Annotated in this window: 28 protein-coding genes; 2 read left to right on the top strand and 26 right to left on the bottom strand. The window is 68.8% G+C overall.

The genetic code is table 11. The features are described from left to right. Positions 1 to 11: 11 nt before the first annotated feature. From nagZ to AC3EGR_RS16695, 22 genes are all read right to left on the bottom strand, one after another. Positions 12 to 1,097: a beta-N-acetylhexosaminidase gene (gene nagZ / locus AC3EGR_RS16800; protein ID WP_488547650.1), complete on the bottom strand. Its 1,086-nt coding sequence runs from the start codon at positions 1,095 to 1,097 to the stop codon at positions 12 to 14. After that, entirely contained in the window at positions 1,094 to 1,498 is a 405-nt protein-coding gene (gene acpS / locus AC3EGR_RS16795; protein WP_488547649.1) for a holo-ACP synthase, read from the bottom strand. The genes nagZ and acpS overlap by 4 nt, the downstream gene beginning before the upstream one ends. Continuing rightward, positions 1,495 to 2,256 carry a pyridoxine 5'-phosphate synthase gene (locus tag AC3EGR_RS16790; protein WP_488547648.1) on the bottom strand — a complete coding sequence of 254 codons (762 nt, stop codon included), beginning with the start codon at positions 2,254 to 2,256 and terminating at the stop codon, positions 1,495 to 1,497. Before AC3EGR_RS16790 ends, acpS begins: the two co-directional genes overlap by 4 nt. Then, positions 2,253 to 3,002, bottom strand: a complete 750-nt coding sequence (recO, locus tag AC3EGR_RS16785; protein WP_488547647.1) for a DNA repair protein RecO — start codon at positions 3,000 to 3,002, stop codon at positions 2,253 to 2,255. Before recO ends, AC3EGR_RS16790 begins: the two co-directional genes overlap by 4 nt. An 87-nt stretch (positions 3,003 to 3,089) precedes the next feature. Further along, a complete protein-coding gene (era, locus tag AC3EGR_RS16780; protein ID WP_488547646.1) occupies positions 3,090 to 4,067 on the bottom strand; it encodes a GTPase Era in 978 nt (325 codons plus the stop codon). After that, positions 4,064 to 4,747 carry a ribonuclease III gene (gene rnc, locus AC3EGR_RS16775; protein ID WP_488547645.1) on the bottom strand — a complete coding sequence of 228 codons (684 nt, stop codon included), beginning with the start codon at positions 4,745 to 4,747 and terminating at the stop codon, positions 4,064 to 4,066. The genes era and rnc overlap by 4 nt, the downstream gene beginning before the upstream one ends. Before the next feature lie 10 nt (positions 4,748 to 4,757). Next, positions 4,758 to 5,114: a DUF4845 domain-containing protein gene (locus AC3EGR_RS16770; RefSeq protein ID WP_488547644.1), complete on the bottom strand. Its 357-nt coding sequence runs from the start codon at positions 5,112 to 5,114 to the stop codon at positions 4,758 to 4,760. A gap of 16 nt (positions 5,115 to 5,130) precedes the next feature. Then, a complete protein-coding gene (gene lepB, locus AC3EGR_RS16765; RefSeq protein ID WP_488547678.1) occupies positions 5,131 to 6,096 on the bottom strand; it encodes a signal peptidase I in 966 nt (321 codons plus the stop codon). Further along, the gene (lepA, locus tag AC3EGR_RS16760; RefSeq protein ID WP_488547643.1) at positions 6,096 to 7,907 is read right to left on the bottom strand and encodes a translation elongation factor 4; all 1,812 of its coding nucleotides are present in this window, start codon (positions 7,905 to 7,907) and stop codon (positions 6,096 to 6,098) included. Before lepA ends, lepB begins: the two co-directional genes overlap by 1 nt. Before the next feature lie 510 nt (positions 7,908 to 8,417). Continuing rightward, positions 8,418 to 9,956 carry a DegQ family serine endoprotease gene (locus tag AC3EGR_RS16755; RefSeq protein WP_488547642.1) on the bottom strand — a complete coding sequence of 513 codons (1,539 nt, stop codon included), beginning with the start codon at positions 9,954 to 9,956 and terminating at the stop codon, positions 8,418 to 8,420. Between the two features lie 132 nt (positions 9,957 to 10,088). After that, on the bottom strand, positions 10,089 to 11,123 hold the full coding sequence (locus AC3EGR_RS16750) for a MucB/RseB C-terminal domain-containing protein (protein ID WP_488547641.1): 1,035 nt from the start codon (positions 11,121 to 11,123) through the stop codon (positions 10,089 to 10,091). Between the two features lie 11 nt (positions 11,124 to 11,134). After that, positions 11,135 to 11,707: an RseA family anti-sigma factor gene (locus AC3EGR_RS16745; RefSeq protein ID WP_488547640.1), complete on the bottom strand. Its 573-nt coding sequence runs from the start codon at positions 11,705 to 11,707 to the stop codon at positions 11,135 to 11,137. Positions 11,708 to 11,720: 13 nt separating this feature from the next. Continuing rightward, the gene (rpoE, locus tag AC3EGR_RS16740; protein WP_488547639.1) at positions 11,721 to 12,362 is read right to left on the bottom strand and encodes an RNA polymerase sigma factor RpoE; all 642 of its coding nucleotides are present in this window, start codon (positions 12,360 to 12,362) and stop codon (positions 11,721 to 11,723) included. Continuing rightward, the gene (locus tag AC3EGR_RS16735) at positions 12,359 to 12,814 is read right to left on the bottom strand and encodes a hypothetical protein (protein ID WP_488547638.1); all 456 of its coding nucleotides are present in this window, start codon (positions 12,812 to 12,814) and stop codon (positions 12,359 to 12,361) included. Before AC3EGR_RS16735 ends, rpoE begins: the two co-directional genes overlap by 4 nt. A gap of 10 nt (positions 12,815 to 12,824) precedes the next feature. Then, positions 12,825 to 14,066, bottom strand: coding sequence for a beta-ketoacyl-ACP synthase II (fabF, locus tag AC3EGR_RS16730; RefSeq protein ID WP_488547637.1), 1,242 nt, complete (start codon positions 14,064 to 14,066; stop codon positions 12,825 to 12,827). 6 nt (positions 14,067 to 14,072) lie between these two features. Continuing rightward, positions 14,073 to 14,312 (bottom strand): acyl carrier protein, encoded by a 240-nt coding sequence (gene acpP / locus AC3EGR_RS16725; protein WP_488547636.1) that lies wholly within the window; start codon positions 14,310 to 14,312, stop codon positions 14,073 to 14,075. Positions 14,313 to 14,406: 94 nt separating this feature from the next. Then, positions 14,407 to 15,159 (bottom strand): 3-oxoacyl-ACP reductase FabG, encoded by a 753-nt coding sequence (gene fabG / locus AC3EGR_RS16720; RefSeq protein WP_488547635.1) that lies wholly within the window; start codon positions 15,157 to 15,159, stop codon positions 14,407 to 14,409. Further along, entirely contained in the window at positions 15,156 to 16,106 is a 951-nt protein-coding gene (fabD, locus tag AC3EGR_RS16715) for an ACP S-malonyltransferase (RefSeq protein ID WP_488547634.1), read from the bottom strand. Before fabD ends, fabG begins: the two co-directional genes overlap by 4 nt. A gap of 39 nt (positions 16,107 to 16,145) precedes the next feature. Beyond that, positions 16,146 to 17,123, bottom strand: a complete 978-nt coding sequence (locus tag AC3EGR_RS16710) for a beta-ketoacyl-ACP synthase III (RefSeq protein ID WP_488547633.1) — start codon at positions 17,121 to 17,123, stop codon at positions 16,146 to 16,148. A gap of 2 nt (positions 17,124 to 17,125) precedes the next feature. After that, positions 17,126 to 18,178, bottom strand: coding sequence for a phosphate acyltransferase PlsX (gene plsX / locus AC3EGR_RS16705; protein ID WP_488547632.1), 1,053 nt, complete (start codon positions 18,176 to 18,178; stop codon positions 17,126 to 17,128). Positions 18,179 to 18,257: 79 nt separating this feature from the next. Then, positions 18,258 to 18,440, bottom strand: a complete 183-nt coding sequence (gene rpmF, locus AC3EGR_RS16700; protein ID WP_187074695.1) for a 50S ribosomal protein L32 — start codon at positions 18,438 to 18,440, stop codon at positions 18,258 to 18,260. A gap of 132 nt (positions 18,441 to 18,572) precedes the next feature. Continuing rightward, the gene (locus AC3EGR_RS16695; protein ID WP_488547631.1) at positions 18,573 to 19,115 is read right to left on the bottom strand and encodes a YceD family protein; all 543 of its coding nucleotides are present in this window, start codon (positions 19,113 to 19,115) and stop codon (positions 18,573 to 18,575) included. A 25-nt stretch (positions 19,116 to 19,140) separates the two neighbouring features. On the opposite strand from AC3EGR_RS16695, the gene AC3EGR_RS16690 reads away from it, so the two are divergent. Together AC3EGR_RS16690 and AC3EGR_RS16685 are read left to right on the top strand one after the other, a co-directional pair. After that, the gene (locus AC3EGR_RS16690) at positions 19,141 to 19,746 is read left to right on the top strand and encodes a Maf family nucleotide pyrophosphatase (RefSeq protein WP_488547630.1); all 606 of its coding nucleotides are present in this window, start codon (positions 19,141 to 19,143) and stop codon (positions 19,744 to 19,746) included. Then, positions 19,746 to 20,504: an SAM-dependent methyltransferase gene (locus AC3EGR_RS16685; RefSeq protein ID WP_488547629.1), complete on the top strand. Its 759-nt coding sequence runs from the start codon at positions 19,746 to 19,748 to the stop codon at positions 20,502 to 20,504. The genes AC3EGR_RS16690 and AC3EGR_RS16685 overlap by 1 nt, the downstream gene beginning before the upstream one ends. A gap of 51 nt (positions 20,505 to 20,555) precedes the next feature. Here the strand turns inward: AC3EGR_RS16685 and AC3EGR_RS16680 are convergent, their stop codons facing one another. The 4 genes from AC3EGR_RS16680 to AC3EGR_RS16665 are packed head-to-tail and all read right to left on the bottom strand — an operon-like array spanning position 20,556 to position 23,637. Beyond that, positions 20,556 to 21,575 carry a S49 family peptidase gene (locus tag AC3EGR_RS16680; RefSeq protein WP_488547628.1) on the bottom strand — a complete coding sequence of 340 codons (1,020 nt, stop codon included), beginning with the start codon at positions 21,573 to 21,575 and terminating at the stop codon, positions 20,556 to 20,558. A 10-nt stretch (positions 21,576 to 21,585) separates the two neighbouring features. Next, on the bottom strand, positions 21,586 to 21,969 hold the full coding sequence (locus AC3EGR_RS16675; protein ID WP_488547627.1) for a Rieske (2Fe-2S) protein: 384 nt from the start codon (positions 21,967 to 21,969) through the stop codon (positions 21,586 to 21,588). Beyond that, positions 21,966 to 22,631 carry an HAD family hydrolase gene (locus tag AC3EGR_RS16670; RefSeq protein ID WP_488547626.1) on the bottom strand — a complete coding sequence of 222 codons (666 nt, stop codon included), beginning with the start codon at positions 22,629 to 22,631 and terminating at the stop codon, positions 21,966 to 21,968. Before AC3EGR_RS16670 ends, AC3EGR_RS16675 begins: the two co-directional genes overlap by 4 nt. Beyond that, a complete protein-coding gene (locus AC3EGR_RS16665) occupies positions 22,591 to 23,637 on the bottom strand; it encodes an RluA family pseudouridine synthase (protein ID WP_488547625.1) in 1,047 nt (348 codons plus the stop codon). Before AC3EGR_RS16665 ends, AC3EGR_RS16670 begins: the two co-directional genes overlap by 41 nt. Between the last annotated feature and the right edge of the window lie 93 nt (positions 23,638 to 23,730).

Genomic DNA, 23,730 nt, shown 5'->3' with positions numbered 1-23,730 from the left:
CCGGACGGCCCTCAGGGCAGCAGCGACAGCGCGCGCATGTAGCGCGGCTCCGTCATCAGGGCGTCCCAGGTGATGGACGGGCCGCAGGGCAGCAGGGCGAGGCGGCGGTGCTCGCTCATTTCGCTGATCGTCCACTCGCCGCGCTCCAGGGCCGCGTCCAGCTGCTCGAGCATCTCGTCGATCGATTCGCCGCCGGGGCTGTTCACGGACTCGTTGCACAGCAGGACCATGTCGCAGCCGGCATTCAGCGCGGCGACGGCGGCCTCGGTGAAGGTGACGTCGCGGCCTTCGATCTTGCGCGCGCCCACCATGCTCAGGTCGTCGCTGAAGATCGCGCCCTGGAACTGCAGCTGCTCGCGCAGGATGTCCTGCAGCCAGCGCGGCGAGAAGCCCGCCGGCAGCGCGTCCACGCGGCTGTAGATGACGTGGGCGGGCATCACGCTGGTCAGCGTCGTGTCCAGCCACTCGTAAGGGATCGCGTCGTCCAGCAGGATTTCCTCCAGGGAGCGCTCGTCTTGCGGAATTTCCAGGTGCGAGTCGGCGCGCACATAGCCATGGCCGGGGAAATGCTTGCCGCAGTTGGCCACGCCGGCCTGCAGCAGGCCCTGCATCAGGCAGCGCGCCAGCATGGTGGTGATGCGCGGGTCGCGGTGGAAGGCGCGGTCGCCGATCACCGAGCTGGCGCCGTAGTCCAGGTCCAGCACCGGCGTGAAGCTGAAGTCCACGCCGCAGGCGCGCAGCTCGGCGCCGAGCACGTAGCCCGCGCCCGTGGCAGCAGCCATCGCCTGCATCGCGGCTTCGCCCTCGCGGCCACCGTGCCGCAGCCACATCTCCCCGAAGCGGCGCATGGGCGGCAGGTGGGTGAAGCCGTCGGTGCGGAAGCGCTGCACGCGCCCGCCCTCGTGGTCCACCGAGATCAGCAGGTCGGGGCGGACCGCCTTGATCTCGGCGCACAGGGCGGCGAGCTGCTCGCGGTCCTGCCAGTTGCGGCCGAACAGGATCATGCCGCCCACCAGCGGGTGCGCCAGGCGGCGGCGGTCGTTGGCGGACAGGGCCAGGCCGGCGACGTCGATGATCACCGGTGCATGTTCACTCATTGCTTCTTCTCTTTCTGTTCGACGACCACGAAGCTCGCCGCGTAGTCGCTTTCGTCGGTGACGGTCACCAGGGCGCTGAGCCCCTTCGCCTCGCACCAGTCCTTGAGTTCGCCGTGCAGCACGATGACGGGCTTGCCGCTCGCCAGCTTGCCAACTTCGCAGGAACGCCAGGTCATGGGCATGCGCATGCCCAGCCCCACGGCCTTGCTGAAGGCTTCCTTGGCCGAGAAGCGCGTGGCGAGGTAGCGCACGCCGCGCTCGGGCCAGCGCGCGCTGCGCGCTTTCCAGGTGGCGAATTCGCCTTCGCTGAGGATCTTGTGCGCGAAGCGGTCGCCGTGGCGCTCCAGGGACGCGCGGATGCGCCGCACGTCGCAGATGTCGGTGCCTATCCCGTAGATCACTGGTCGAAGCCGCCCATGCGCGCACCCTGGATCGCCGCAAGGTAGGCCCGCACCGTGGCGGCATAGCCCAGCTCCAGGGCGTCGGCAACCAGGGCATGGCCGATGGAGACCTCCAGCACGCTGGGCACCGCGCGCAGGAAATCCGGCAGGTTGGCGCGGCTGAGGTCGTGGCCCGCGTTGACGCCCAGGCCGCACGCATGCGCCGCCTGCGCGGCCGCGGCGAAGCGGCGCAGCTGCTCGCCCTGGTGGGTGGTGCCCCAGGCCGCGGCATAGGGCTCGGTGTACAGCTCCACGCGATCGGCACCGACGGTCTTGGCGAAGGGGATCGCGCGCGGGTCGGCGTCCATGAACAGGCTCACCCGCACGCCCAGCGACTTGGCTTCGGCGATCAGGGGCTTCACGCGCTCGCCGTCCTTCTCCAGGTCCCAGCCATGGTCGCTGGTGAACTGGCCCTCGCTGTCCGGAACGAAGGTGCACTGGTGCGGGCGCAGCTCGCGCACGAAGTCCATCAGGTTGTGGAAGGGATTGCCCTCGATGTTGAACTCGGCCCGCGGCCAGTCCTTCTTCAGCAGGGCGTGCAGCTCCCGCACGTCGTGCGCGCGGATGTGGCGGGCATCCGGCCGCGGGTGCACGGTGATGCCGTGCGCGCCGGACTGCAGGCACAGGACGGCCGCGCGCGTGACGCTGGGGATGCCCAGGTGGCGCGTGTTGCGCACCAGCGCGACCTTGTTCAGGTTGACGGACAGCGCGGTGTTCATAGGGCTTGGAGATCCATCATCAGTTGCCGCGTGCGCAGGGTCGAGACGCCGCAATGGTAGTGCAGCAGGACGCGCAGTTGCGGCTTGAGCTCGCCCATGCCCGCGACCTGCCGCAAGGTGGCATGGAAAGGCGCCGGGTCGTCCAGCGCCTGCTGCAGCGCGAGCCACTGCGCGCCTTCCAGGCTGCCACGCTCGTCGCCCTCTTCCGCCTCGACCAGCCCGCCTTCCGCGCGCAGGCTGTAGCGCTGCGTGGGGTCCAGGCGCGCCAGCGTGCCGGTCTGCGCGTCCAGCGTCGGCAGCAGGCCGATCTCGCGCAGCAGCAGCAGCTCGAAGGCCCGCAGGGCGGGCTGCAGGGTCAGGGGATCGTCCGTCGCCAGCATGCGCACGGCGGCGGCGTAGACGTCGAACAGCGGCGGGTGCGGATCGTCGCGCGCCAGCAGGCGCAGCAGCAGCTCGTTGAGGTAATAGCCCGAAAGCAGCGCCTCGCCCGTGGGCATCACCTGGCCGCCCAGCCACTCCGCGGATTTCAGCGTGCGGATCTCGGCGTCGCCGCCGAAGGTCACGTGCAGCGGCTGCAGGGGCAGCAGCACCGGCCGGAAGTTGGAGCTGGGCTTCTTGGCGCCCTTGGCGACGACCGCGATGCGGCCGTGGTGCCGCGTGAGCACTTCCAGGATCAGGCTGGACTCGCTCCAGTCGTAGCGGTGCAGGACGAAGGCGGGTTCGTCGGCGATGCGGCGGGTGGCCATGACGAAAGGACGTGGCCGCTACGCGGCTTCCATCACGAAACGACGGGTCATGCTGTCACCGCGGCGCGCAGCGCCAGGGTCATCTGGTCATTCATAGCCGAAAGACCGCACCCGCGCCTCGTCGTCGGCCCAGCCCGATCGCACCTTCACGAAGATCTGCAGGAACACCTTGGCGTCGAACAGCTGCTCGAGCTCCTGGCGGGCCTCGGTGCCTATGCGCTTGAGCTTTTCACCGCCCTCCCCGATCACCATGGCCTTGTGGCTGTCACGCTCGACCACGATGGTCGCCGCGATGCGCACCATGCGCTTGAACTTGGGGCTCGGCTCCTCCTCGAACTTGTCGATGACCACCGTGGAGGTGTAAGGCAGCTCGTCGCCGGTCAGGCGGAACAGCTTTTCACGCACCATCTCGCCGGCCATGAAACGTTCGCTCTTGTCCGTGAGTTCCTCGGCCTCGTAGAACCAGGGCTGCTGCGGCAGGTACTTCGCGCACACTTCCAGCAGGCGCTGGACGTCCTTCGCATTCTTGGCCGAGATGGGCATGAACTCGGTGAAAGGATGGCGCTGCTGCATGTCGCGCAGCCAGGGCGCGAGCTCGCCGCGGCGGTGCACCAGGTCCAGCTTGTTGGCGATGAGGATGGCCGGGATGCCCGGCTTGAGCAGCGCCAGGACCTTGGCGTCGCCCAACGTGAAGTTGCCCGCCTCCACCACGAACAGCACCACGTCGACGTCGCCGACGACGCCCGTCACGGCGCGGTTCAGCGAGCGGTTCAGCGCGGAGCCGTGGCGGGTCTGGAAACCGGGCGTGTCGACGAACACGAACTGCGTGCTGCCCTCGGTGCGCACGCCCGTGATGCGGTGCCGCGTGGTCTGCGCCTTGCGCGAGGTGATGCTGATCTTCTGCCCGACCAGCGCGTTGAGCAGCGTGGACTTGCCCACGTTGGGCTTGCCCACGATCGCGACCAGTCCGCAGCGCTGCGCGCCGGAAAGGGCCTCGCCGGCGCCGGCGCCGGCCTCCGGGCCGGCGTCTTCGTCCGGGCCGGCCATCTCGCCTTCGGTATTCATTTGAGCTTCGTTTTCAACACCAGCAGCATAGCGGCTGCGGCGGCCTGTTCGCCGGCTCGCCGCGATGCGCCGGTGCCGCGTTCGGCAAGGCCGAGCTCGCTGACCTCGCACTCGACGTCGAAGGTCTGCTTGTGGGCGGCCCCCACGGTGCCGACCACGCGGTACAGCGGCAGCTTCATCTTGCGGCCCTGCAGCAGTTCCTGCAGCTCGGTCTTGGGATCCTTGGCCGCTGCCTGCATCTCCGGCTTGATCTCCAGCTCGCTGAAGAGCCGGTGCACCAGCGCCTCGGCCGAGGGGTAGCCGGCGTCGAGGTAGACGGCGCCGATCACGGCTTCGAGCGCATCGGCTAGGATGGAGGGTCTCTTGTGGCCGCCGGAACGCGCCTCGCCCTCGCCCAGCCGGATGAGCCCCGGCAGTTCCAGCCCGACGGCGAGCTGGTGCAGCGTTTCCTGCTTGACCAGGTTGGCCCGCACGCGCGACAGGTCGCCCTCCGGCAGGTCCTTCAGGCGCCCGTACAGCAGCGCCGCGACCGAGAGGTTGAGGACGGCGTCGCCCAGGAACTCCAGCCGCTCGTTGTGGTCGGCCGAGAAACTGCGGTGCGTGAGGGCCCGCGCCAGCAGGGCGGGGTCCTGGAAGCGGTGCCGCAGGCGGTCCTGCAGCGCCGCGAGCGCGTCGGCCACGTTCGGGGTACTACCTTCCGGGGCGCGATTGCCCCTCGTACTTCATGGTCAGCCAGGCCGGCCCGGCCAGGTGGAACTCCTTCTCGTAGGCGAAGGAGACCTGGATCTGGTCGCCGTTCTTCGTGATGGTGAGGTCCTTGCCCTGGATGGACGAGATGCTGTTGATGTCCGCCGCCTTGTCGAAGGACGAGCGCACTGCCGCGACGGTGGGCTCGTCCTTGGCCTTGTTGATGGCCTTCAGCGCCGCCTGGTACTCGAGCACCGATGGAAAGATCTGCAGCCCGATCGCGCCCAGCACGCCGAGCACGGCCAGGAAAAAGATGATCGTGAGCAGCGACGCGCCCGCCTGCCGCGACTTGAGTCCCATGAAGCCCTCCGTCCTATTATTCGAATGCCCCGATGCGCTTGAAGTCCCCGAAGTTCATCCAGATCAGGAAGGCCTTGCCCACGATGTTGCGGTCCGGCACGAAACCCCAGTAGCGCGAGTCGAGTGAATTATCACGGTTGTCGCCCATCATGAAGTAGTGCCCCTCCGGCACCTTGCAGACGACTCCCTCGACACTGTAGCGGCAATTCTGCTTGAACCGGAATTCCTCCACGCCCGGGACGAAGGCGGGGCGCTCGTCGTCGTTCAGGAGGCGGTGGGTCTTGTCGCCCAGCTTCTCCTCGAACTGCTTGAAGTAGCGCATCGCGTCGCGGTCGAAGTAGTCCGGCAGCCGCGACTGCGGCACCGGCTGGCCGTTGATGGTCAGCTTCTTGTTCAGGTAGGCCACTTCGTCGCCCGGCACGCCCACCACGCGCTTGATGTAGTCCAGCGAGGGTTTGGGCGGGTAGCGGAACACCATCACGTCGCCGCGCTTGGGCGCCGTGCCCTCGGTGAGCTTGGTGTTCAGCACCGGCAGGCGCAGGCCGTAGGTGAACTTGTTCACCAGGATCAGGTCGCCCACGAGCAGCGTCGGGATCATCGAGCCCGAGGGGATCTTGAAGGGCTCGAACAGGAAGGAACGCAGGACGAAGACGGCCAGGATCACCGGGAACAGGCCGGCAGTCCAGTCCAGCCACCAGGGCTGCGCCAGCACCCTGTGCCTGGCGTCGGCCAGCTGCGGGTCGTCCGCGACGATGCCGCGCGAATCCAGCGCCGCGCGGCGTTCGGCGGTACGCGCCTCCAGCTCCGCGGCGGCGCGCCGGCGCCTGGGCAGGTAGACCAGGCGCTCGGCGATCCAGTACACGCCGGTGACGATAGTCGCCAGGAACAGCAGCAGGGCGAAGTTGCCTTCGACGAGCTCGAAATACCACGCGCCGGCGTAACCGACGAAGGCCGCGAGGACCGCGGCGGTGAGAAAAGGCATCATTCTTCGACTTGGAGGATGGCCAGGAACGCTTCCTGAGGCACTTCGACCGAGCCGATCTGCTTCATGCGTTTCTTGCCAGCTTTTTGTTTTTCGAGCAGCTTGCGCTTGCGGGTGATATCGCCGCCGTAGCATTTTGCCAGCACGTTCTTGCGCAGCGCCTTGACCGTCTCGCGGGCGATCACGTTGGCGCCGATCGCCGCCTGGATGGCGACGTCGAACATCTGGCGGCTGATGATCTCGCGCATCTTGGCCACCACCGCGCGGCCGCGGTACTGCGCCTGGGTGCGGTGCACGATGATGGACAGCGCGTCCACCTTTTCGCCGTTGAGCAGGATGTCGACCTTCACCACGTCGGAGGCGCGGTACTCCTTGAACTCGTAGTCCATGGAGGCGTAGCCGCGGCTGACGGACTTGAGCTTGTCGAAGAAGTCCAGCACGATCTCGCCCAGGGGCAGCTCGTAGGTGAGCATCACCTGGCGGCCGTGGTAGGCCATGTTGATCTGCACGCCGCGCTTCTGGTTGGCCAGCGTCATCACCGCGCCGACGTATTCCTGCGGCATGTAGAGATGCACCGTGACGATGGGCTCGCGGATCTCCTGGATGCGGCCCTGCTCCGGCATCTTGGCCGGGTTCTCCACCATCGCCACTTCGCCGTCGGGCTTGAGCACCTGGTAGACCACGCTGGGCGCGGTGGTGATCAGGTCCTGGTCGAACTCGCGCTCGAGGCGCTCCTGCACGATGTCCATGTGCAGCAGGCCCAGGAAGCCGCAGCGGAAGCCGAAGCCCAGCGCCTGGCTCACCTCCGGCTCGTAGTGCAGCGAGGCATCGTTGAGCTTGAGCTTCTCCAGGCTGTCGCGCAGCGAGTCGTACTGGTTCGCCTCCACCGGATACAGGCCCGCGAACACCTGCGGCTGCACTTCCTTGAAGCCGGGCAGCGGCTCGGTCGCGGTGAAGGCGGCGCCGCCGGTGCCGGCCTTGACCATCGTGACGGTGTCGCCGACCTTGGCGGCCTGCAGTTCGCGGATGCCCGCGATGATGTAGCCCACCTCGCCGGCCTGCAGCATGTCGCGCGGCGAGTTCGCCGGCGTGAACACGCCGAGTTGCGTCGTCTCGTAGGTCGCCTCGGTCGCCATCAGCTTGATGCGCTCGCCCTTGGCGAGGCGGCCGTCGACCACGCGCACGAGCATCACGACGCCCACGTAGCTGTCGAACCAGCTGTCGATGATCATCGCGCGCAGCGGCGCGTCGGGCTTGCCCTTGGGCGCGGGAATGCGCGCGACGATCGCCTCGAGGATCTCGTCGATGCCCATGCCGGTCTTGGCGGAACACGGGATCGCATCGGCGGCGTCGATGCCGATCACGTCCTCGATCTCCTCCTTGGCGCGATCGGGGTCGGCCTGCGGCAGGTCCATCTTGTTCAGGACGGGCACCACCTCGACGCCGAGGTCGAGCGCCGTGTAGCAGTTGGCGACGGTCTGCGCTTCGACGCCCTGGCTCGCATCGACGACGAGCAGTGCGCCTTCGCATGCCGACAGCGAGCGGCTCACTTCATAGGAGAAGTCGACGTGTCCCGGCGTGTCGATCAGATTGAGGTTGTAGACCTGTCCGTCGCGCGCCTTGTAGGCGAGCGCAGCGGTCTGCGCCTTGATGGTTATCCCACGCTCCTTTTCGAGATCCATCGAGTCCAGGACTTGCTCTTCCATCTCGCGATCGGAGAGTCCGCCGCAACGCTGGATCAGGCGATCGGCGAGCGTTGATTTGCCGTGGTCGATGTGCGCGATGATCGAAAAGTTTCTGATGTGATTCATCAACGGGAACGGATAAGTGATTGATTCAAAAGCCGCGCACCAAGAAAAAAGGGCGCGTCATGAAGGTGACGCGCCCTGAACCAACAATCTATGGCAACTGCGATAGTTGGAGCTTCATTGTAGGCAAAACGCGCCGGGCGTACAGACACGGGGTGACTCGGACTCGGCCGTTGCGGACCCGCAACTCGCATTCTGTACACAGGTTTTCAACAATCCGGGAAGGCCCTTGGCAGGACAACATGTGGGCCACTTGTGGACTGCCTGCCAGCCCTCGCCCGGCATCCCGCATGGTGGTGGTGGAGCCCTGCGATATGCCGCGGCAAGCGGCCGATGCGGGCGATTCTACCGAATCCGGTTCTTAGGACCGACCAGATGTGAGCGGGCGCCAACCTGAAGCCCTGCACGACCGTTCACCAAAAATCCTTCGCCGCCTGTCGTTTTTGGATCAGCCCTGGAAAAAAGCCCCAAAGCCCTTGCACGGGCCTGGGGCTTTGCTTGCGCTGGACCGCGTCAGCCGCGCGCCGGGCGCAGCAGCAGGTAGCTGGCCAGCTCGCCCCGGCGCAGCAACACCGGGATGGGCTTGCTCTTGTCCAGTTTGGCGACCACGGCGTCGAACTCCTTGACGCTGTTGATCTCGGTGTTGCCGATGGCCACGATGATGTCGCCCTCGCGTACGCCCGCGCGCTGGGCCGCGCCTTCGCTCACCGAGTCCACCCGCACGCCGCCCTTGACCTTGGCTTCGCGCTTCTGCGTCGCCGTGAGCTCACTCACCGCCACGCCGATCGACTGCGCCGCCGGGGAGGCCTTCGGCGTCTCGTCCTTCTGCGGCGTGCCGCGCGGGCGTGCCGCAGCAGCCGTCTCCTGCTCTAACTCGGCAACGGTGACGCCCATGTCGCGCGAGCCGCCGCGGCGGAACACCGTCAGGTTCACCTTGCTGCCCGGCTTGGTGTTGCCCACCAGGCGCGGCAGGTCGGTGGCGCGTTCGATCGAGGTGCCGTTGAACTTGGTGATGATGTCGCCGGCCTCGATGCCCGCCTTGTCCGCGGGCGAACCCGTCTCGACGCTCCGCACCAGCGCGCCTTGCGGGCGGCCCAGGCCGATGGACTCGGCCACGTCGCGCGTCACCTGGTCGATCTGCACGCCGATGCGGCCGCGCTGCACGCGCCCGCTCACGCGCAGCTGCTCGGCGACGCGGCTGGCCTCGTCGATCGGGATGGCGAAGGAGATGCCCATGAAGCCGCCGGAGCGCGAGTAGATCTGGCTGTTGATGCCGACCACCTCGCCGCGCATGTTGATCAGCGGGCCGCCGGAGTTGCCGGGGTTGATCGCCACGTCGGTCTGGATGAAGGGCAAGTAGTCGCCGGTGTCGCGGCCCTTGGCGCTGACGATGCCCGCGGTGACGGTGTTGTCCAGGCCGAAGGGCGAGCCGATGGCCATCACCCACTCGCCGACCTTCAGCTTGCTCACGTCGCCCACGCGCACCGCCGGCAGGCCGGTGGCCTCGATCTTCACCACGGCGACGTCCGTGCGCTTGTCGGCACCGACGATCTTGGCCTTGAACTCGCGCTTGTCGGTGAGCGTGACCAGCACTTCGTCGGCCCCGTCCACCACGTGCGCGTTCGTCATCACGTAGCCGTCGGGGGTGAGGATGAAGCCCGAGCCGACGCCGCGCGGCTGCTCCTCCTCGCCGCCGCGGTCGCCCCGGTCACCGCGCTCGCCCCGCGGCGCGTTCGGGTTGGGCCGCGGCTGGCGCGGGGCATTGGGCATGGGCACGCCGAAGAAGCGCCGGAAGAACTCCTGCATCTCCTCGTCCATCTGCCCGTCGCCGCTGCCGCGGCTCGCCCCCGCGCGACCGCGCTCCAGGGTGCGGATGTTGACGACGGCGGGACCGACCTGGTCGACCAGGTCGGTGAAGTCGGGAAGGGACCGCGGCTGCGGCGCGGACTGCGCGTGCGCCGGAGCCACCGGGGTGAAGGCGGCCGCGCCGGCAAAGGCCAGGGCCATTGCCAGAGCGCAGCTGCGCAGGTTGATGGAATCCATGCGGAACATAGAGACCTCTCTTGACGGTCGGAACACGGTGAATCTGCTGAGAATACGGCCAGAACGTAAAGTTGCGCGTCAGCGAACAGCGCAAGGGCCGGATTTACCCGCGCACGGCATGGGTGAAGAGCAGATGGGTCCTCAGCGGCGCCGCTCAAGGCCGAGCGCGAACGCGCGCAGCGTCTGCGGCGGCACCTCGCCCACGACGGTGACCCACCAGTCCTGCATGCGCCGGGTCAGGGTGTTGGTGGACCCGCTGGAGAAGGTCCCCTCCTGCACGTGGCGCTCGCGGTCGTAGTCCTCGATGAACAGCGACACCGAGGCCAGGCCATCGGAGAAGATCCACTGCAGCACGCCTTCGGACGGCCGCTTGTAGCAGTTCTGGGGCCGGAAGCCCGCGATGGCCGACTTGAGGCCCCATCCCTCCGCCGCCGCGGTGGTCTTGACCGCCTGCGGTTTTTCCACGCGCCAGCCCTCGGGCACGGCCATCTCGCGGATCAGGCGGTCCATGCGCACGGGCGCGTCGAGCTGCAGCTCGGAAAAGGCGGCCTGCTCGAGGACGCGGCCGGCGTCGTCCAGGGTCTGCAGCTTCACCACCAGGCCGCTCTTCTTCTCGCTCCAGATCCGGTAGCCGAATCGCAGCGCGTCCTTGGGCAGCAACTGCACGATGTCGGCGTCGAAGCCGGCCACGCGGTCGCTGCCCACGCGGCGCGCCGTGTAGAACTCGGGAATGGTCGCTTCGTCCGGCTTGGTGAGCTCGGGAAAGATGCCCAGGGCTTCGCGCCGCTCGCTGCGCACGGTCCGGCTCTCGGGCAGGAAGGTCAGGACCTCGTCGTCGCGGCGGAAGGTGGAGCGGCGCTCGCCCGTCAGGCTCTCGACCCGCTCGACCTGGCGCTGGCCGTCGCAGGCGTGCCAGATGCGGGCGCTGGACATCGAGCCCCCGCTGGAGGAAACCACGAAGGTGCCGATGTAGCTGCGCAGGCGCGAGGCGTCGTGCATGCGCTCCAGCCACTCGCCTACGCTGCGCTCGGCACGGCCGTCGCTCGGCCGCGGATCGGCCACGCGCGGCGCAGCCGCGGCCTGGGTCGCCGCCAGCGTCAGGGCGGTGGCCGTCCACAGGACCAGCACGCCGTACGCAACGCGCAGGCTGGCCGGGCCGGGAGCGAATCGCGGCATGCCCAGCGCCATCAGCGTGCGGGCCCCTCGAAGGTGGCGTTGCGCAGGAAACCCGAGGTCGTGCCCAGGGCGGTGGCGCCGCCCAGCTGGCGGTGCGCGGCCAGCAGCTTGTCCAGGCGCGGGTCGCGCATCAGGGGTGCGGCGCTGGCCTCCACCACGGCGGCACTGGCCGGCGCAGCGGCGAGCTGCGGCTGGCCGCCGCTGCCCGCGCCCCACATGTTCCAGCCCACCGACGCCACGGCGGCCACCGAGGCGACGCCGGCCGCGACCTTCCAGCGCCAGTCGTTGGCCGCCTCGCGCGGCGGCGCCACCGGCACCGCACGCACCGCGGCCACGGGCGCCGCAGCCTGTTCTTCCTGCAGCCGGCGCTGCAACTTCGCCAGGAAGGCCTCGGACGGGGTGCACGTGTTCGCGCGCCCGGTGCGCAGCACCTCGCCGACCACGTGGTAGGCACACCAGGCCTCGCGTCCCTGCGCGTCGGCTGCGGCCGCCTGCACGCCCAGGGCGATGGCCTCGCCCTGCAGCTGCCCGTCGGCCAGTGCCGAAATCAATTCCTGGTTGTCCATCTTGTCCATCGCATTCATGTCGCGCCTCTTTTCACCAGCGCTTGCCCGACTGGTTTTCCAGCAGGGGTTTCACCTTGGCCGATATCGCCTCGCGCGCCCGGAAGATCCGGGAGCGCACCGTGCCGATCGGGCAATTCATCACCTCCGCGATCTCTTCGTAGCTGAGGCCCTCGATCTCCCGCAACGTGACTGCCTGGCGCAGTTCGTCGGGGAGGGCCTCCATGGCAGAGTTCACGGTCTGGGCGATTTCCTTGGCCGCCAGCACCGTCTCCGGCGTCTCGGCGGAGGTTAGTTCGTTCTCGACGCCGGAAGTTTCTTCGTCATCATCGCCGCCCTTCAGGGAGCTTTCGGAAACCACCGGATCGCGCTTGAGGTCGACCAGGGCTTTTTTCGCGGTGTTGACTGCGATCCGGTACAGCCAGGTATAGAACTGCGCCTCGCCGCGGAACTGGGACAGGGCGCGGTAGGCGCGGATGAAGGTTTCCTGGGCGATGTCCTCGACCAGGTCGGTGTCACGCACCATGCGCCCGATCAGGCGCTCGATGCGGCGCTGGTACTTCAGGACCAGCAACTCGAACGCCTTCTGGTCGCCCGCGACCGTGCGTTGCACGAGCATCAGGTCGGTATCGCCGGAGGAAGGGGGAGGCGCGGGAGCGGCGGGCGTCTTGTTCATTGTTCGGCCGCCGGGGGGGTGCCGGCAGCAGGCACTTGCGTGCTGGCGCGGGAATATACCGCACGCCGAAGCGCGTCCCAGTGGGACGCGTCCGACGCGCGCTCCAGCCACAGCCAGCGCGTGCCGCCCTCGCCGCGCCAGCGAACGAGGAGGCGGGATTGCAGGTCCAGTGCCGCTTCGGGCGCCCCCGCGGCGACGCGCCCGCCCTCCTCCCAGCGCCAGCCCACCCCGTCCCAGCACAGGCTGCCCACCGGCGAGCGACGCCAGGCGTGGTGCGACAGGGCGGCGCAAACGAGCACGGTGACCAAGCCGGCCACCTGGCGCCAGCCGAAAGGAGCCTGCCAGGACCAGGCGGCGGTCACGGCCAGGGCGAGGACGGCCACGCCGGCGCCCAGCCGGCGCGCGAACGGACTGCGCCCCACCGGGTAGCTCACCGATGGGGCGCCGTGCATGGGAGGAAACTCAGATGCGCTTGAAAACCAGCGAGCCGTTGGTGCCGCCGAAGCCGAAGTTGTTCTTCAGCGCCACGTCGATCTTCAGGTCCCGCGCCGTGTTGGCGCAGTAGTCCAGGTCGCATTCGGGGTCCTGGTTGAAGATGTTGATGGTGGGCGGGCTCTTCTGGTGGTGGATGGCCAGCACGGTGAAGACGGATTCGATGCCGCCGGCGCCGCCGAGCAGGTGGCCGGTCATCGACTTGGTGGAGTTCACCACCACCTTCTTCGCGTGCTCGCCCAGCGTGTTCTTGATCGCGTTGGTCTCGTTGACGTCGCCCAGGGGCGTCGAGGTGCCGTGCGCGTTGAGGTAATGCACCTGGTCCGGGTTCATGCCGGCATTCACCAGCGCCGCCGCCATGGAGCGGCGCGGGCCGTCCACGTTGGGCGCGGTCATGTGGTAGGCATCGGCGCTCATGCCGAAGCCGGCCAGTTCGGCGTAGATCTTCGCGCCGCGCTTCTTGGCGTGCTCGTATTCCTCGAGCACCAGCACGCCGCCGCCTTCGCCCAGCACGAAGCCGTCGCGGTCCTTGTCCCAGGGGCGGGAAGCCGTCTTCGGGTCCTCGTTGCGGGTGGACAGCGCGCGGGCCGCGGCGAAACCGCCGATGCCCAGCGGCGACACCGTGGATTCGGCACCGCCGGCAACCATGACGTCGGCATCACCCGCCTCGATGAGGCGCGCCGACAGGCCGATCGCGTGCAGGCCGGTCGTGCAGGCCGTGACCACCGCGATGTTGGGGCCCTGGAAGCCGTGGCGGATCGAGACGTGGCCGGAGATCATGTTGATGATCGACGCGGGCACGAAGAACGGCGAAATGCGGCGCGGGCCGCGGTTCACGTATTCGGAGTGGGTCTCCTCGATCATCGGCAGCCCGCCGATGCCCGAGCCGATGTTCACGCCGATGCGCGTGGCCAGTTCGGGGGACAGCTGCTCGCCCGAGGGCAGGCCGGCATCCTTGATCGCCTGGTCGGCCGCGGCCAGCCCCAGGTGGATGAAGCGGTCCATGTGCCGGGCTTCCTTCTCCGGCATGTAGTCGGCCACGTTGAAGCCCTTGACCTCGCCGGCGAAGCGGACCGACAGGTTGCCGGCATCGAACGAGGTGACCGTGTCGATGCCGCTCCTTCCCGCGAGCAGGTTGGACCAGGACTCGGCGACGGTGTTTCCCACCGGGCAGACACAGCCCAGTCCCGTCACGACAACGCGGCGACGCATGTTGGCTCAGGCCTTCTGGTGCTGCTGGGCGTAGTCGATCGCGTTCTGCACGGTCGTGATCTTCTCCGCGTCTTCATCGGGGATTTCGATGCCGAACTCGTCCTCGAGGGCCATGACCAGTTCCACCGTGTCCAGAGAGTCGGCGCCGAGGTCGGCCACGAAAGACTTTTCGTTGGTGACCTGGGACTCTTCCACGCCGAGTTGCTCGGCGATGATTTTCTTGACACGTGCTTCGATATCGCTCATGGGGTTCCCTCTGGGGGTTTATGTGAATCCGCGATTTTAAGCCGGGCGGAGGGTCCGGCTGGGCAGTGCCCGGGTGGCTGGACGGATGGCCGGTTCAGGCCATGAACATCCCGCCGTTGATGTGGATCTCCTGGCCGGTGACGTAGCCGGCCTGCGGCGACGCCAGCCAGGCCACCGCGTGCGCGATGTCGGCGGGCTTGCCCAGGTGGCCGAGCGGAATCTGGCCCAGCAGGGCTTTCTGCTGCTCTTCCGGCAGGGCGGCCGTCATGTCGGTCTCGATGAAGCCCGGCGCGACGCAGTTGACGGTGATGCCCCGGCTGCCGAGCTCGCGGGCGAGCGCGCGGGTCATGCCCGCAACGCCGGCCTTGGCGGCCGCGTAATTGGCCTGGCCGGGGTTGCCGGAGGCGCCGACGACGCTGGTGATGCTGATGATGCGGCCATAGCGCTGCTTCATCATGGTGCGCATGACCGCGCGGCTCATCCGGAACACGGCCTTGAGGTTGGTGTCGGTGACCGCGTCCCAGTCCTCGTCCTTCATGCGCATGGCGAGCTGGTCCCGGGTGATGCCGGCGTTGTTGACCAGCACATGCAAGGCGCCGTACTGCTTGGCGATCGCGTCGACCAGCGCTTCCCCCGCCTTGGCGTCGTTGACGTCGAGCCGGGCGCCCCTGCAATCGGTGTACTGCGACAAGGCCTGGGTGATCTTCTCCGCGCCTTCGTCGCTCGTCGCGGTGCCGATGACCTTCAGGCCGCGGGCGGCGAGTTCGTGGGCGATCGCGGCGCCGATGCCGCGCGAAGCGCCGGTCACCAGGGCCACCTGCCCGTGCATGTCGATGTGGGTGCTCATGCCAGCATTCCCTTTGCTTCCGCCAGCGTGGCCGGGTCGTAGATCGAAGCCGCGTTGAGCGTGCCGTCGATGCGTTTCGCGAGGCCGGCCAGCACCTTGCCGGGGCCGCACTCGATGATGGTGTCGATGCCGCGGCCCTGGATGGCCCGCACGCACTCGACCCAGCGCACCGGCCCGAACGCCTGCTCGTACAGGGCGGCGCGGATGCGGTCCGGGTCGCTTTCGGCCTGGACCTCGATGTTGTTCACCACCGCAATCCTGGGGGACTGCAACGGCGTCGCAGCCAGCTTCTGCCTGAGCTTCTCGGCCGCCGGCTTCATCAGGCTGGAGTGGAAGGGCGCGGACACCGGCAGCGGCAGCGCGCGCTTGGCGCCCATGCCCTTGAGCAGCTCGCAGGCCTTGTCGACCGCCGCCTTGCTGCCGGCGATCACGGTCTGCGCCGGATCGTTGAAGTTCACGGCTTCGACGACCTCGTCGGTGTTGGTGCCGAACGTGCGAACGGCCTCGGCGCAGCCTTCGATCACCTTCTGCGCCTCCAGGCCGAGGATCGCCGCCATGGCGCCGGTGCCCACGGGCACGGCTTCCTGCATGGCCTGGGCGCGAAAGCGCACCAGCGGCGCGGCGTCGGCCAGCGTCAGCGCGCCGGCGGCGACCAGCGCCGTGTATTCGCCGAGCGAGTGGCCCGCGACCACGGCCGGCTCCGCGCCGCCATCGGCGCGCCAGGCGCGGTAGGCCGCGATGCCCGCCACCAGCATCACGGGCTGGGTGTTGGTGGTGAGCGCCAGCGCCTCCTTGGGGCCCTGGCGGATCAGCGCGCCCACGTCCTCGCCCAGCGCCGCCGAAGCTTCCTTCAGCGTCTCGGCGACCGCGGGGTGGTCCCCCCACGCATCGAGCATGCCGACGGCCTGCGAGCCCTGGCCCGGGAACACGAAAGCGAACGGTTTCATGCTTGTCTCTCTATGGTGATGACCGAAGCCGCGCGGGCTTCAGAAGTCCAGCAGGACCGCGCCCCAGGTGAAGCCGCCGCCCACGCCTTCCAGCATGAGGGTGTCGCCCTTGCGGACCTTGCCGGAACGCACGGCTGCATCCATCGCCAGCGGGATCGAGGCGGCGGAGGTGTTGCCATGCTGGTCCACCGTGACCACCAGCTTTTCCGCCGGCAGCTTCAGCTTGCGGGCCGTGCCCTGCATGATGCGGATGTTGGCCTGGTGCGGGATGAGCCAGTCGATGTCGGCCTCGGTCTTGCCCGCCTTGGCGAGCGTCGCGCGCGCGGCCTGCTCCAGCACGCCCACGGCGAGCTTGAAGACGGCCTGGCCGTCCATGCGCAGCAGCGGGTTGCCGTGCACCTTGCCGCCGTACACGCCGCCGGGCACGCACAGGATCTCCACGTGCTTGCCATCGGCATGCAGGTCGCTGGCCAGGATGCCGGGCGTATCCGACGCTTCCAGCACCACGGCGCCGGCGCCGTCGCCGAACAGCACGCAGGTGGTGCGGTCGTTGAAATCCAGCAGGCGCGAGAACACCTCCGAACCGACCACCAGCGCCTTGCTCGCCGAGCCGGTGCGGATCATCGCGTCGGCCACCGTGAGCGCGTAGACGAAGCCGCTGCACACGGCCTGCACGTCGAAGGCGGGACAGCCGGCGACGCCCAGCTTGTTCTGCAGGATGGTGGCCGTCGAGGGGAAGACCATGTCCGGCGTGGACGTCGCGACGATGATGAGGTCGATGTCGGAGGCCTGGCGGCCGGCCATCTCCAGCGCGTGTTTCGCCGCCTCCAGGCCCAGGTCGCTGCTGCCCACGTCGCGTTCGGCGAAGTGGCGCGCCCGGATGCCGGTGCGTTCGACGATCCAGTCGTCGGAGGTTTCCACGCCGGTTGCGGCCAGTTGCACCGCGAGATCCGCATTGGTCACGCGCCGGGGCGGCAGGTAGCTGCCCGTGCCCGTGATCCGGGAATATCTGTTCATTCTCAATTGGTGGCGGTTTCGAGCGGGGCGTCGCCGGCGGCGCTCGCCAGGAGCGGCCGGGCGTGCGCGATGCGGCTCTGCACGCGGTCCAGCAGATTGTTCCGGGCCGCATCATACGCGCGGTTCAGGGCCTGCTCGAAGGCGAAGGCATCGGCGGAGCCGTGGCTCTTGAACACCAGTCCGCGCAGGCCCAGCAAGGCCGCTCCGTTGTAGCGGCGGTGGTCCACGCGGCGCTTCAGGGCGTTGAGGACGGGCATGGCGACCACCGCGGCCAGCTTGGTGAGGGCGCTGCGGGCGAACTCCTCCTTCAGGAAGCCGGAGATCAGCGAGGCCACGCCTTCGCCCGTCTTGAGCATCACGTTGCCGACGAAGCCGTCGCACACCACGATTTCGGTCGTGCCCTTGAAGATGTCGTTGCCTTCCACGTTGCCGTGGTAGTTCAGGTCGCCGGCCGCGCCCGCCGCGCGCAGCAGCTCGCCGGCTTTCTTGATCACGTCGTTGCCCTTGATCACTTCCTCGCCGATGTTCAGCAGGCCCACGGTGGGGTTGTCGTGCCCCTCCATCGCCGAGACCAGCGCCGAACCCATCACGGCGAACTGCAGCAGGTGCAGCTCGGTGCAGTCCACGTTGGCGCCGAGGTCCAGCACCGTGGTGGCCTCGCCCTTGGCGTTGGGCAGCTGCGTCGCGATCGCCGGCCGGTCTATGCCTTCCAGGGTCTTGAGCAGGTAGCGGGCGAGCGCCATCAGCGCGCCGGTGTTGCCGGCGGACACCGCGGCCTGCGCCTGGCCTTCCTTGACCTGCTGGATGGCCACGCGCATCGAGGAGTCCTTCTTCCTGCGCAGCGCCACTTCCACGTGGTCGTCCATCGCGACCACCTCGGAGGCGGGCACGACACGGGCACGCGGATGCTGCAGGGATGCGAGCGCCGCGGGAGCGCCCACGAGCAGCAGCTGCGCGTCGGGATGGGCTTCGAGGAACTGCCTGCAGGCCGCCAGCGTGACGGCGGGGCCGTGGTCGCCCCCCATGCAATCGACAGCCAGGGTGGTCGTCGTCATGGCGTCAACTGTAGAGCCGAACCGACAAGAAAAAGGCCCGGCGCGCGCAGCGCGGCCGGGCCTCTCGCCTGGATCGTGTTCAGGCGTCGTTCTTGGTCTTCAGCACCTTGCGGCCCTTGTAGAAGCCGTTGGGGCTGATGTGGTGACGCAGGTGCGTCTCGCCGGTGGTGGGCTCGACTGCGATGCCCGGCACCGTCAGCGCGTTGTGCGAACGGTGCATGCCGCGCTTGGAAGGCGACTTCTTGTTTTGCTGGACGGCCATGAGGGGCTCCTGGAATCCTGGTGCCGCCCGAAGCAGGCAGCCGGTGGTTGGGTTGGTCGGGGCGGCAAGTGGCATGCGCTGCCGAAGCGGCAGGCGCGCTCTTGGCGCGAAGCCCGCGATTATAGCCCAAGGCTACTTCCCCGTCTTCAGGCGGCCGAGCACGGCGAACGGGTTCTCCCGTTCGCCCCCCGCCGCCTCGAACTCCGCGTCGGCCGCGGACATCTTCACGGGCTCCGGGCAGGCCTCGTGGCGCGGCGCGACCGGCATCTCCATCAGCAGCTCGTCCTCGACCAGCTCCAGCAGGTCGAAACTGTGGGACAGGGCCAGCAGGTCCTCTTCCGCCGCGTCGTCCTGCGCCGCAGCCGTGGCCTCGTCGCCGACGAAGCGGAACGACCGGTCCACGGCGACCGGCAGGTGCACCGGCTGCAGGCAACGCTGGCACACCAGGGGCAGGATCGCGTCGGCATCCAGGTGCAGCCAGACCTGCGGCTGGACGTGGCTGGGGTTGCGCATCTCGCCGTGCGCGTGCCAGTGCACGGCCAGCGAGGGGTCGGCGTCGACGGTTTCACCGGACAGGCGCGTAAAGCCGCGCAGTTCGGTACTCGCCTGCAGCACGGCGCCTTCCTCGGCGAAGCGCTGCACGTCCAGGCGATGCGGGTCGAAGTCCTTGGCCATGAATCCAGTGTAAGAGAATCCCGGGATGCCCCCTGCCCCGGCCACGTCCCCGTCGCGCCCGCTCGTGCTCGGCTCGACCTCCGTCTACCGCCGCGAGTTGCTGTCGCGCTTGCGCCTGCCCTTCACCGTCGAGCCGCCGCAGGTGGATGAAACCCCGCGCGCGGGTGAATTGCCCGCTGAGCTTGCCCGGCGCCTGGCGGCGGCCAAGGCGGCGGCAGTGGCGGCGCGGCATCCCGAGGCAGTGGTGATCGGGTCCGACCAAGTCGCGGACCTGCAAGGCGAGCCGCTGGGCAAGCCCGGCAACCATGCGAACGCGCTGGCGCAGTTGCGGCGCATGAGCGGCCGCACGGTCGTCTTCCAGACCGCGCTGACCGTGATGTGCCAGGCCAGCGGTTTTGCCCAGCATGAACTCGCACCCGTGCGCGTGCGTTTCCGCGAGCTGGCCGAGGACGAGATCGAAGCCTACCTGCGCGCCGAGCAGCCCTACGACTGCGCGGGCAGCGCGAAGAGTGAAGGCCTGGGCATCGCCTTGCTGGAGGCGATCGACAGCGACGACCCGACGGCGCTGGTGGGCCTGCCCCTGATCCGGACCTGCCGCATGCTGCGCGCGGCCGGCCTGCGCGTCTTCTGATGGCCGGCCGGCTCTACCTCGTCCCCACGCCGCTGGACTTCGGCTGCGAGCAGCAGGCGCCGATCACGCAGGTGCTGCCCGCCGGCACGCTCGCGGTCGCGGCGGGCCTGAGCCGCTGGATCTGCGAGAACGCCAAGTCCGCGCGCGCCTTCCTCAAGCGCGTGGGCGAAGTGCAGCCGCTGGCGGCCCCCATCCAGCAACACGCCATCCAGGAGTTGCCGCGGGAGGTGCACAAGAAGGGGGACCACGCGCCCGGCGCCTTCGATGCGAAGCCGCTGCTGCAGCCGGCCTTGCAAGGCGAGGACGTGGGGCTGCTGAGCGAGGCCGGCATGCCCGCCGTGGCGGATCCGGGCTCCTCCGTCGTGCGCGCGGCGCAGGACCTGGGGATCGAAGTGGTGCCGCTGGTGGGTCCGGTTTCCCTGCTGCTGGCGCTCGCCGCCAGCGGCCTCAACGGCCAGAACTTCGCCTTCGTGGGCTACCTGCCGCAGGAGGCGGCGCAGCGTACGCAGCGGCTGCGCGAACTGGAGGCGCTCGCGCAGCGCACGGGCCAGACCCAGATCTTCATCGAGACGCCCTACCGCAATGCCGCCCTCTGGCAGGCGATGGTGCAGGCCCTGAAGCCGGGCACGCGGATCGCGCTGGCTTCGGGCTTGACGCTGCCGGGTGCGCGCTGCCGCAGTGCCACCGCCTCCTCGTGGAAGCAGCAGGCCTGCCCCGTTTCCAACGACACCCCGACCGTGTTCGCGATCGGCATGTAGGCCGGCGGCGTCGCCGCCGGCAGGTGAGCGGGAGCGAACCCCACCGCCCTGCTAGCGCAGCGGCTGCACCGTCCTCAGCGCCTTCACCGCGCCCTCGCCCATCGCGGCGCCGAAGCGCTTGGCCAGCTTCTCCGCCACGTTCTCGCGCCGTGTGTAGTCCACCAGGTCTTCGGCCTTGATCACCTCACGCGCGACGAAGTCCAGGTTGCCCAGCTGGTCGGCCAGGCCCAGGTCCACCGCCTGCTGGCCGGTCCAGAACAGTCCGCTGAACAGCTCGGGCGTGTCCACCTTCAGCCGCTTGCCGCGGCCGGTCTGCACCACGTCGATGAACTGCCGGTGGATCACGTTGAGCATGTCCTGCGCGTGCTGGCGGTGCCGCTCCGTCTGCGGGCTGAAGGGATCGAGGAAGCCCTTGTTCTCGCCGGCGGTGAGCAGGCGCCGCTCCACGCCCAGCTTTTCCATGAGGCCGACGAAGCCGAAGCCCTCCATCAGCACGCCGATGCTGCCCACGATGCTGGCCTTGTCGACGAAGATGCGGTCGGCCGAGACCGCGATGTAGTAGGCCGCCGAGGCGCAGGACTCCTCCACCACGGCGTACAGCGGCTTCTTGTACTTGGCCTTGAGCCGCCGCAGTTCGTCGTTGATGATGCCGGCCTGCACCGGGCTGCCGCCGGGCGAGTTGATCAGCAGCACCACGCCCTGGGAGCCCTCGTCCTCGAAGGCGGCCTTCGCGGCGGCGATGATGAATTCGGCGCTGGCCTCGCTCTTGGGCCCGATCTCGCCCTCGATCTCGATCACCGCGGTGTGCGGCGTGAGCTTCTCGCCGCTGACGTTGCCCTTGTAGGAGAGCACCCAGACCAGGAAGATGAAGAAGGCCAGCCAGGCCAGGCGCACGAAGGTGCGCCAGCGCCGCTGGGCGCGCTGCTCCTCCAGCGTGGCGAACAGCAGCCGCTCCATGGTGCTGCGCTCCCAGCCGGGGGCACCGGCCGCGGGAATGGCGGCGCCGACGACCGGCGGGGCCGCAGGCGCTTCGGCCGGACGTTCCGGCGGAAGGGTGTCGTTGTCGTTCATGGGGAATCTCTTAGAAAGAGATCGGTTGGAGATTCCAGGCAGTATGCCAGTGCACGACGCCGTCTTTTTCCGAGAGGGAGATGCGCACCAGGGAGCCGCGGCAGGGCCCGCCGCCGCAGGCGCCGGTGTCCGGCCGGTATGCGGCGCCGTGGGTGCTGCACAGGAGCCACTCGCCCGTGTCGTCGAAGAAGCGGTCCGGCTGCCAGTCCATCTCCATCGCGACGTGCGTGCAGCGATTGAGGTAGGCATGCGCCTGCCCGCGGTAGCGGATGGCGAACGCGCGGCAGGTCTGGCCGCCGTAGACCACGTCGAAGGACACCGCGAGCCCGCCGTCGACCAGGTCGCGGGAATTGCACAGGGGCACCAGCTCGGCGTCCTCGGGCGCGCCGCTCATGCGTTCTCGAGCAGCCAGTCGTGCAGCTCGCGCACCGAATGCACGATGGCCACCGGCTCCAGGGCGGCGAATCCGTCCGTGTCGTGCGCGCCATAGCTGACCGCCACGCTGGGGCAGCCGGCATTGCGCGCCATCTGCAGGTCGTGGGTGGTGTCGCCGATCATCAGCGTGCGCGCGGGCTCGGTGCCGAACTCGCGCATCAGCTCGTGCAGCATGCGCGGATCGGGTTTGCCGGCGGTCTCGTCGGCGGTGCGCGAGCCGTCGAACAGGCCGGCGAGCTCCACGGCGCGCAGCGTCTCGTCCAGGCCGCGGCGGGACTTGCCGGTGGCCACGGCGAGCCAGTGGTGCCGGGCGCGCAGGTCGGCGAGCATGGGCAGCACGCCGTCGAACAGCGACAGGTCTTCCTGGTGCGTCAGGTAGTGCTTGCGGTAGTTGGCCCCCAGCTCGCTGTAGCGCTCGCGCGGCACGTCCGGGGCCGCATGGGCCAGGGCGTCCATCAGCCCCATGCCGATCACGTACGCCGCCGCCTGGTCGGTCGGAACCGTGCCGCCCACGTCGCGCACGGCCTTCTGGATGCAGCGGACGATGATCTTCGTGGAGTCGAAGAGGGTGCCGTCCCAGTCAAAGGCGATCAGGTCGTACCGGAGCGGAGGCGCGGACATGGTCGTGGAATTTCTGCAGCTCGGGGGGCAGGGGCGCCTGCAGCGCGATGCGCTCCGCACTGGCGGGATGGTCGAACTGTAACCGCCACGCGTGCAGGAACATGCGCTTGAGGCCCTGCCGGGCCAGGGCCTTGTTGAGTTCGAAATCGCCGTACTTGTCGTCCCCCGCGATGGGGTGGCCGGCGCTGGCGAGGTGGACGCGGATCTGGTGGGTGCGGCCGGTCTTGATGGTTACTTCGAGCAGGGTCGCTTCGCGGCCATCCTCACCCCGGCCCTCTCCCGCCGGCGGGAGGGGGAGGAAAGTGCGCTCCGCGACTTTGACGAGGGTGATGGAGCGCATGCCGTCCGGGTCGTCCTTGGCCACGACGCGCACCCGCCGCTCGCCATCGGCCTGCAGGTACTTGTGCAAGGGCTGGTCGATCACCTTCCTGTTCGCCGGCCAGGCGCCGGTGACCAGCGCCAGGTAGGTCTTGCCGGTCTCGCGCTCGCGGAACTGGTCCTGCAGCTTCGTGAGCGCCGAACGCTTCTTGGCCACCAGCAGGATGCCCGAGGTCTCCCGGTCGAGCCGGTGCACGAGTTCCAGGAACTTCGCCCCGGGCCGCGCCTGCCGCAGCTGCTCGATGACGCCGAAGCTCACGCCGCTGCCGCCATGGACGGCCACGCCCGCCGGCTTGTCGATGGCCAGCACGTGCTCGTCCTCGAACAGGACGGGGAATTCGCGCGCGGGGGCAGGGTTCTGCGCCTTGGCGGCCGCGGCCTGGGACAGGCGCACGGGTGGCAGGCGGACCAGGTCGCCCAGGGCGATACGGGTGTCGGCCGAGGCCCGGCCCTTGTTCACCCGGACCTCGCCGGAGCGGATGATCCGGTAGACATGGGTCTTGGGCACGCCCTTGAGCATCCGGATGAGGAAATTATCGAGGCGCTGGCCCGCGGATTCCTCTCCCACTGTCAGAAATTGGACCTCCGCGCTTGCAGGGGACGGCTCGCCCCCTATAATCAGTTTCACCAGAGTTACGCCGTAAGTGGTTGATTTGGCTGGCAGTTTAGTCCACGCACCCCACCACGGCGCCCTGGCAGGTCGATGCCACCGGCAGCGATG

It is taken from the genome of Ramlibacter sp. G4-7, from assembly GCF_057784995.1.
The sequence above is the reverse complement of the archived record's forward strand: the minus strand, read 5'-3'. Positions and strand labels throughout refer to the sequence as shown.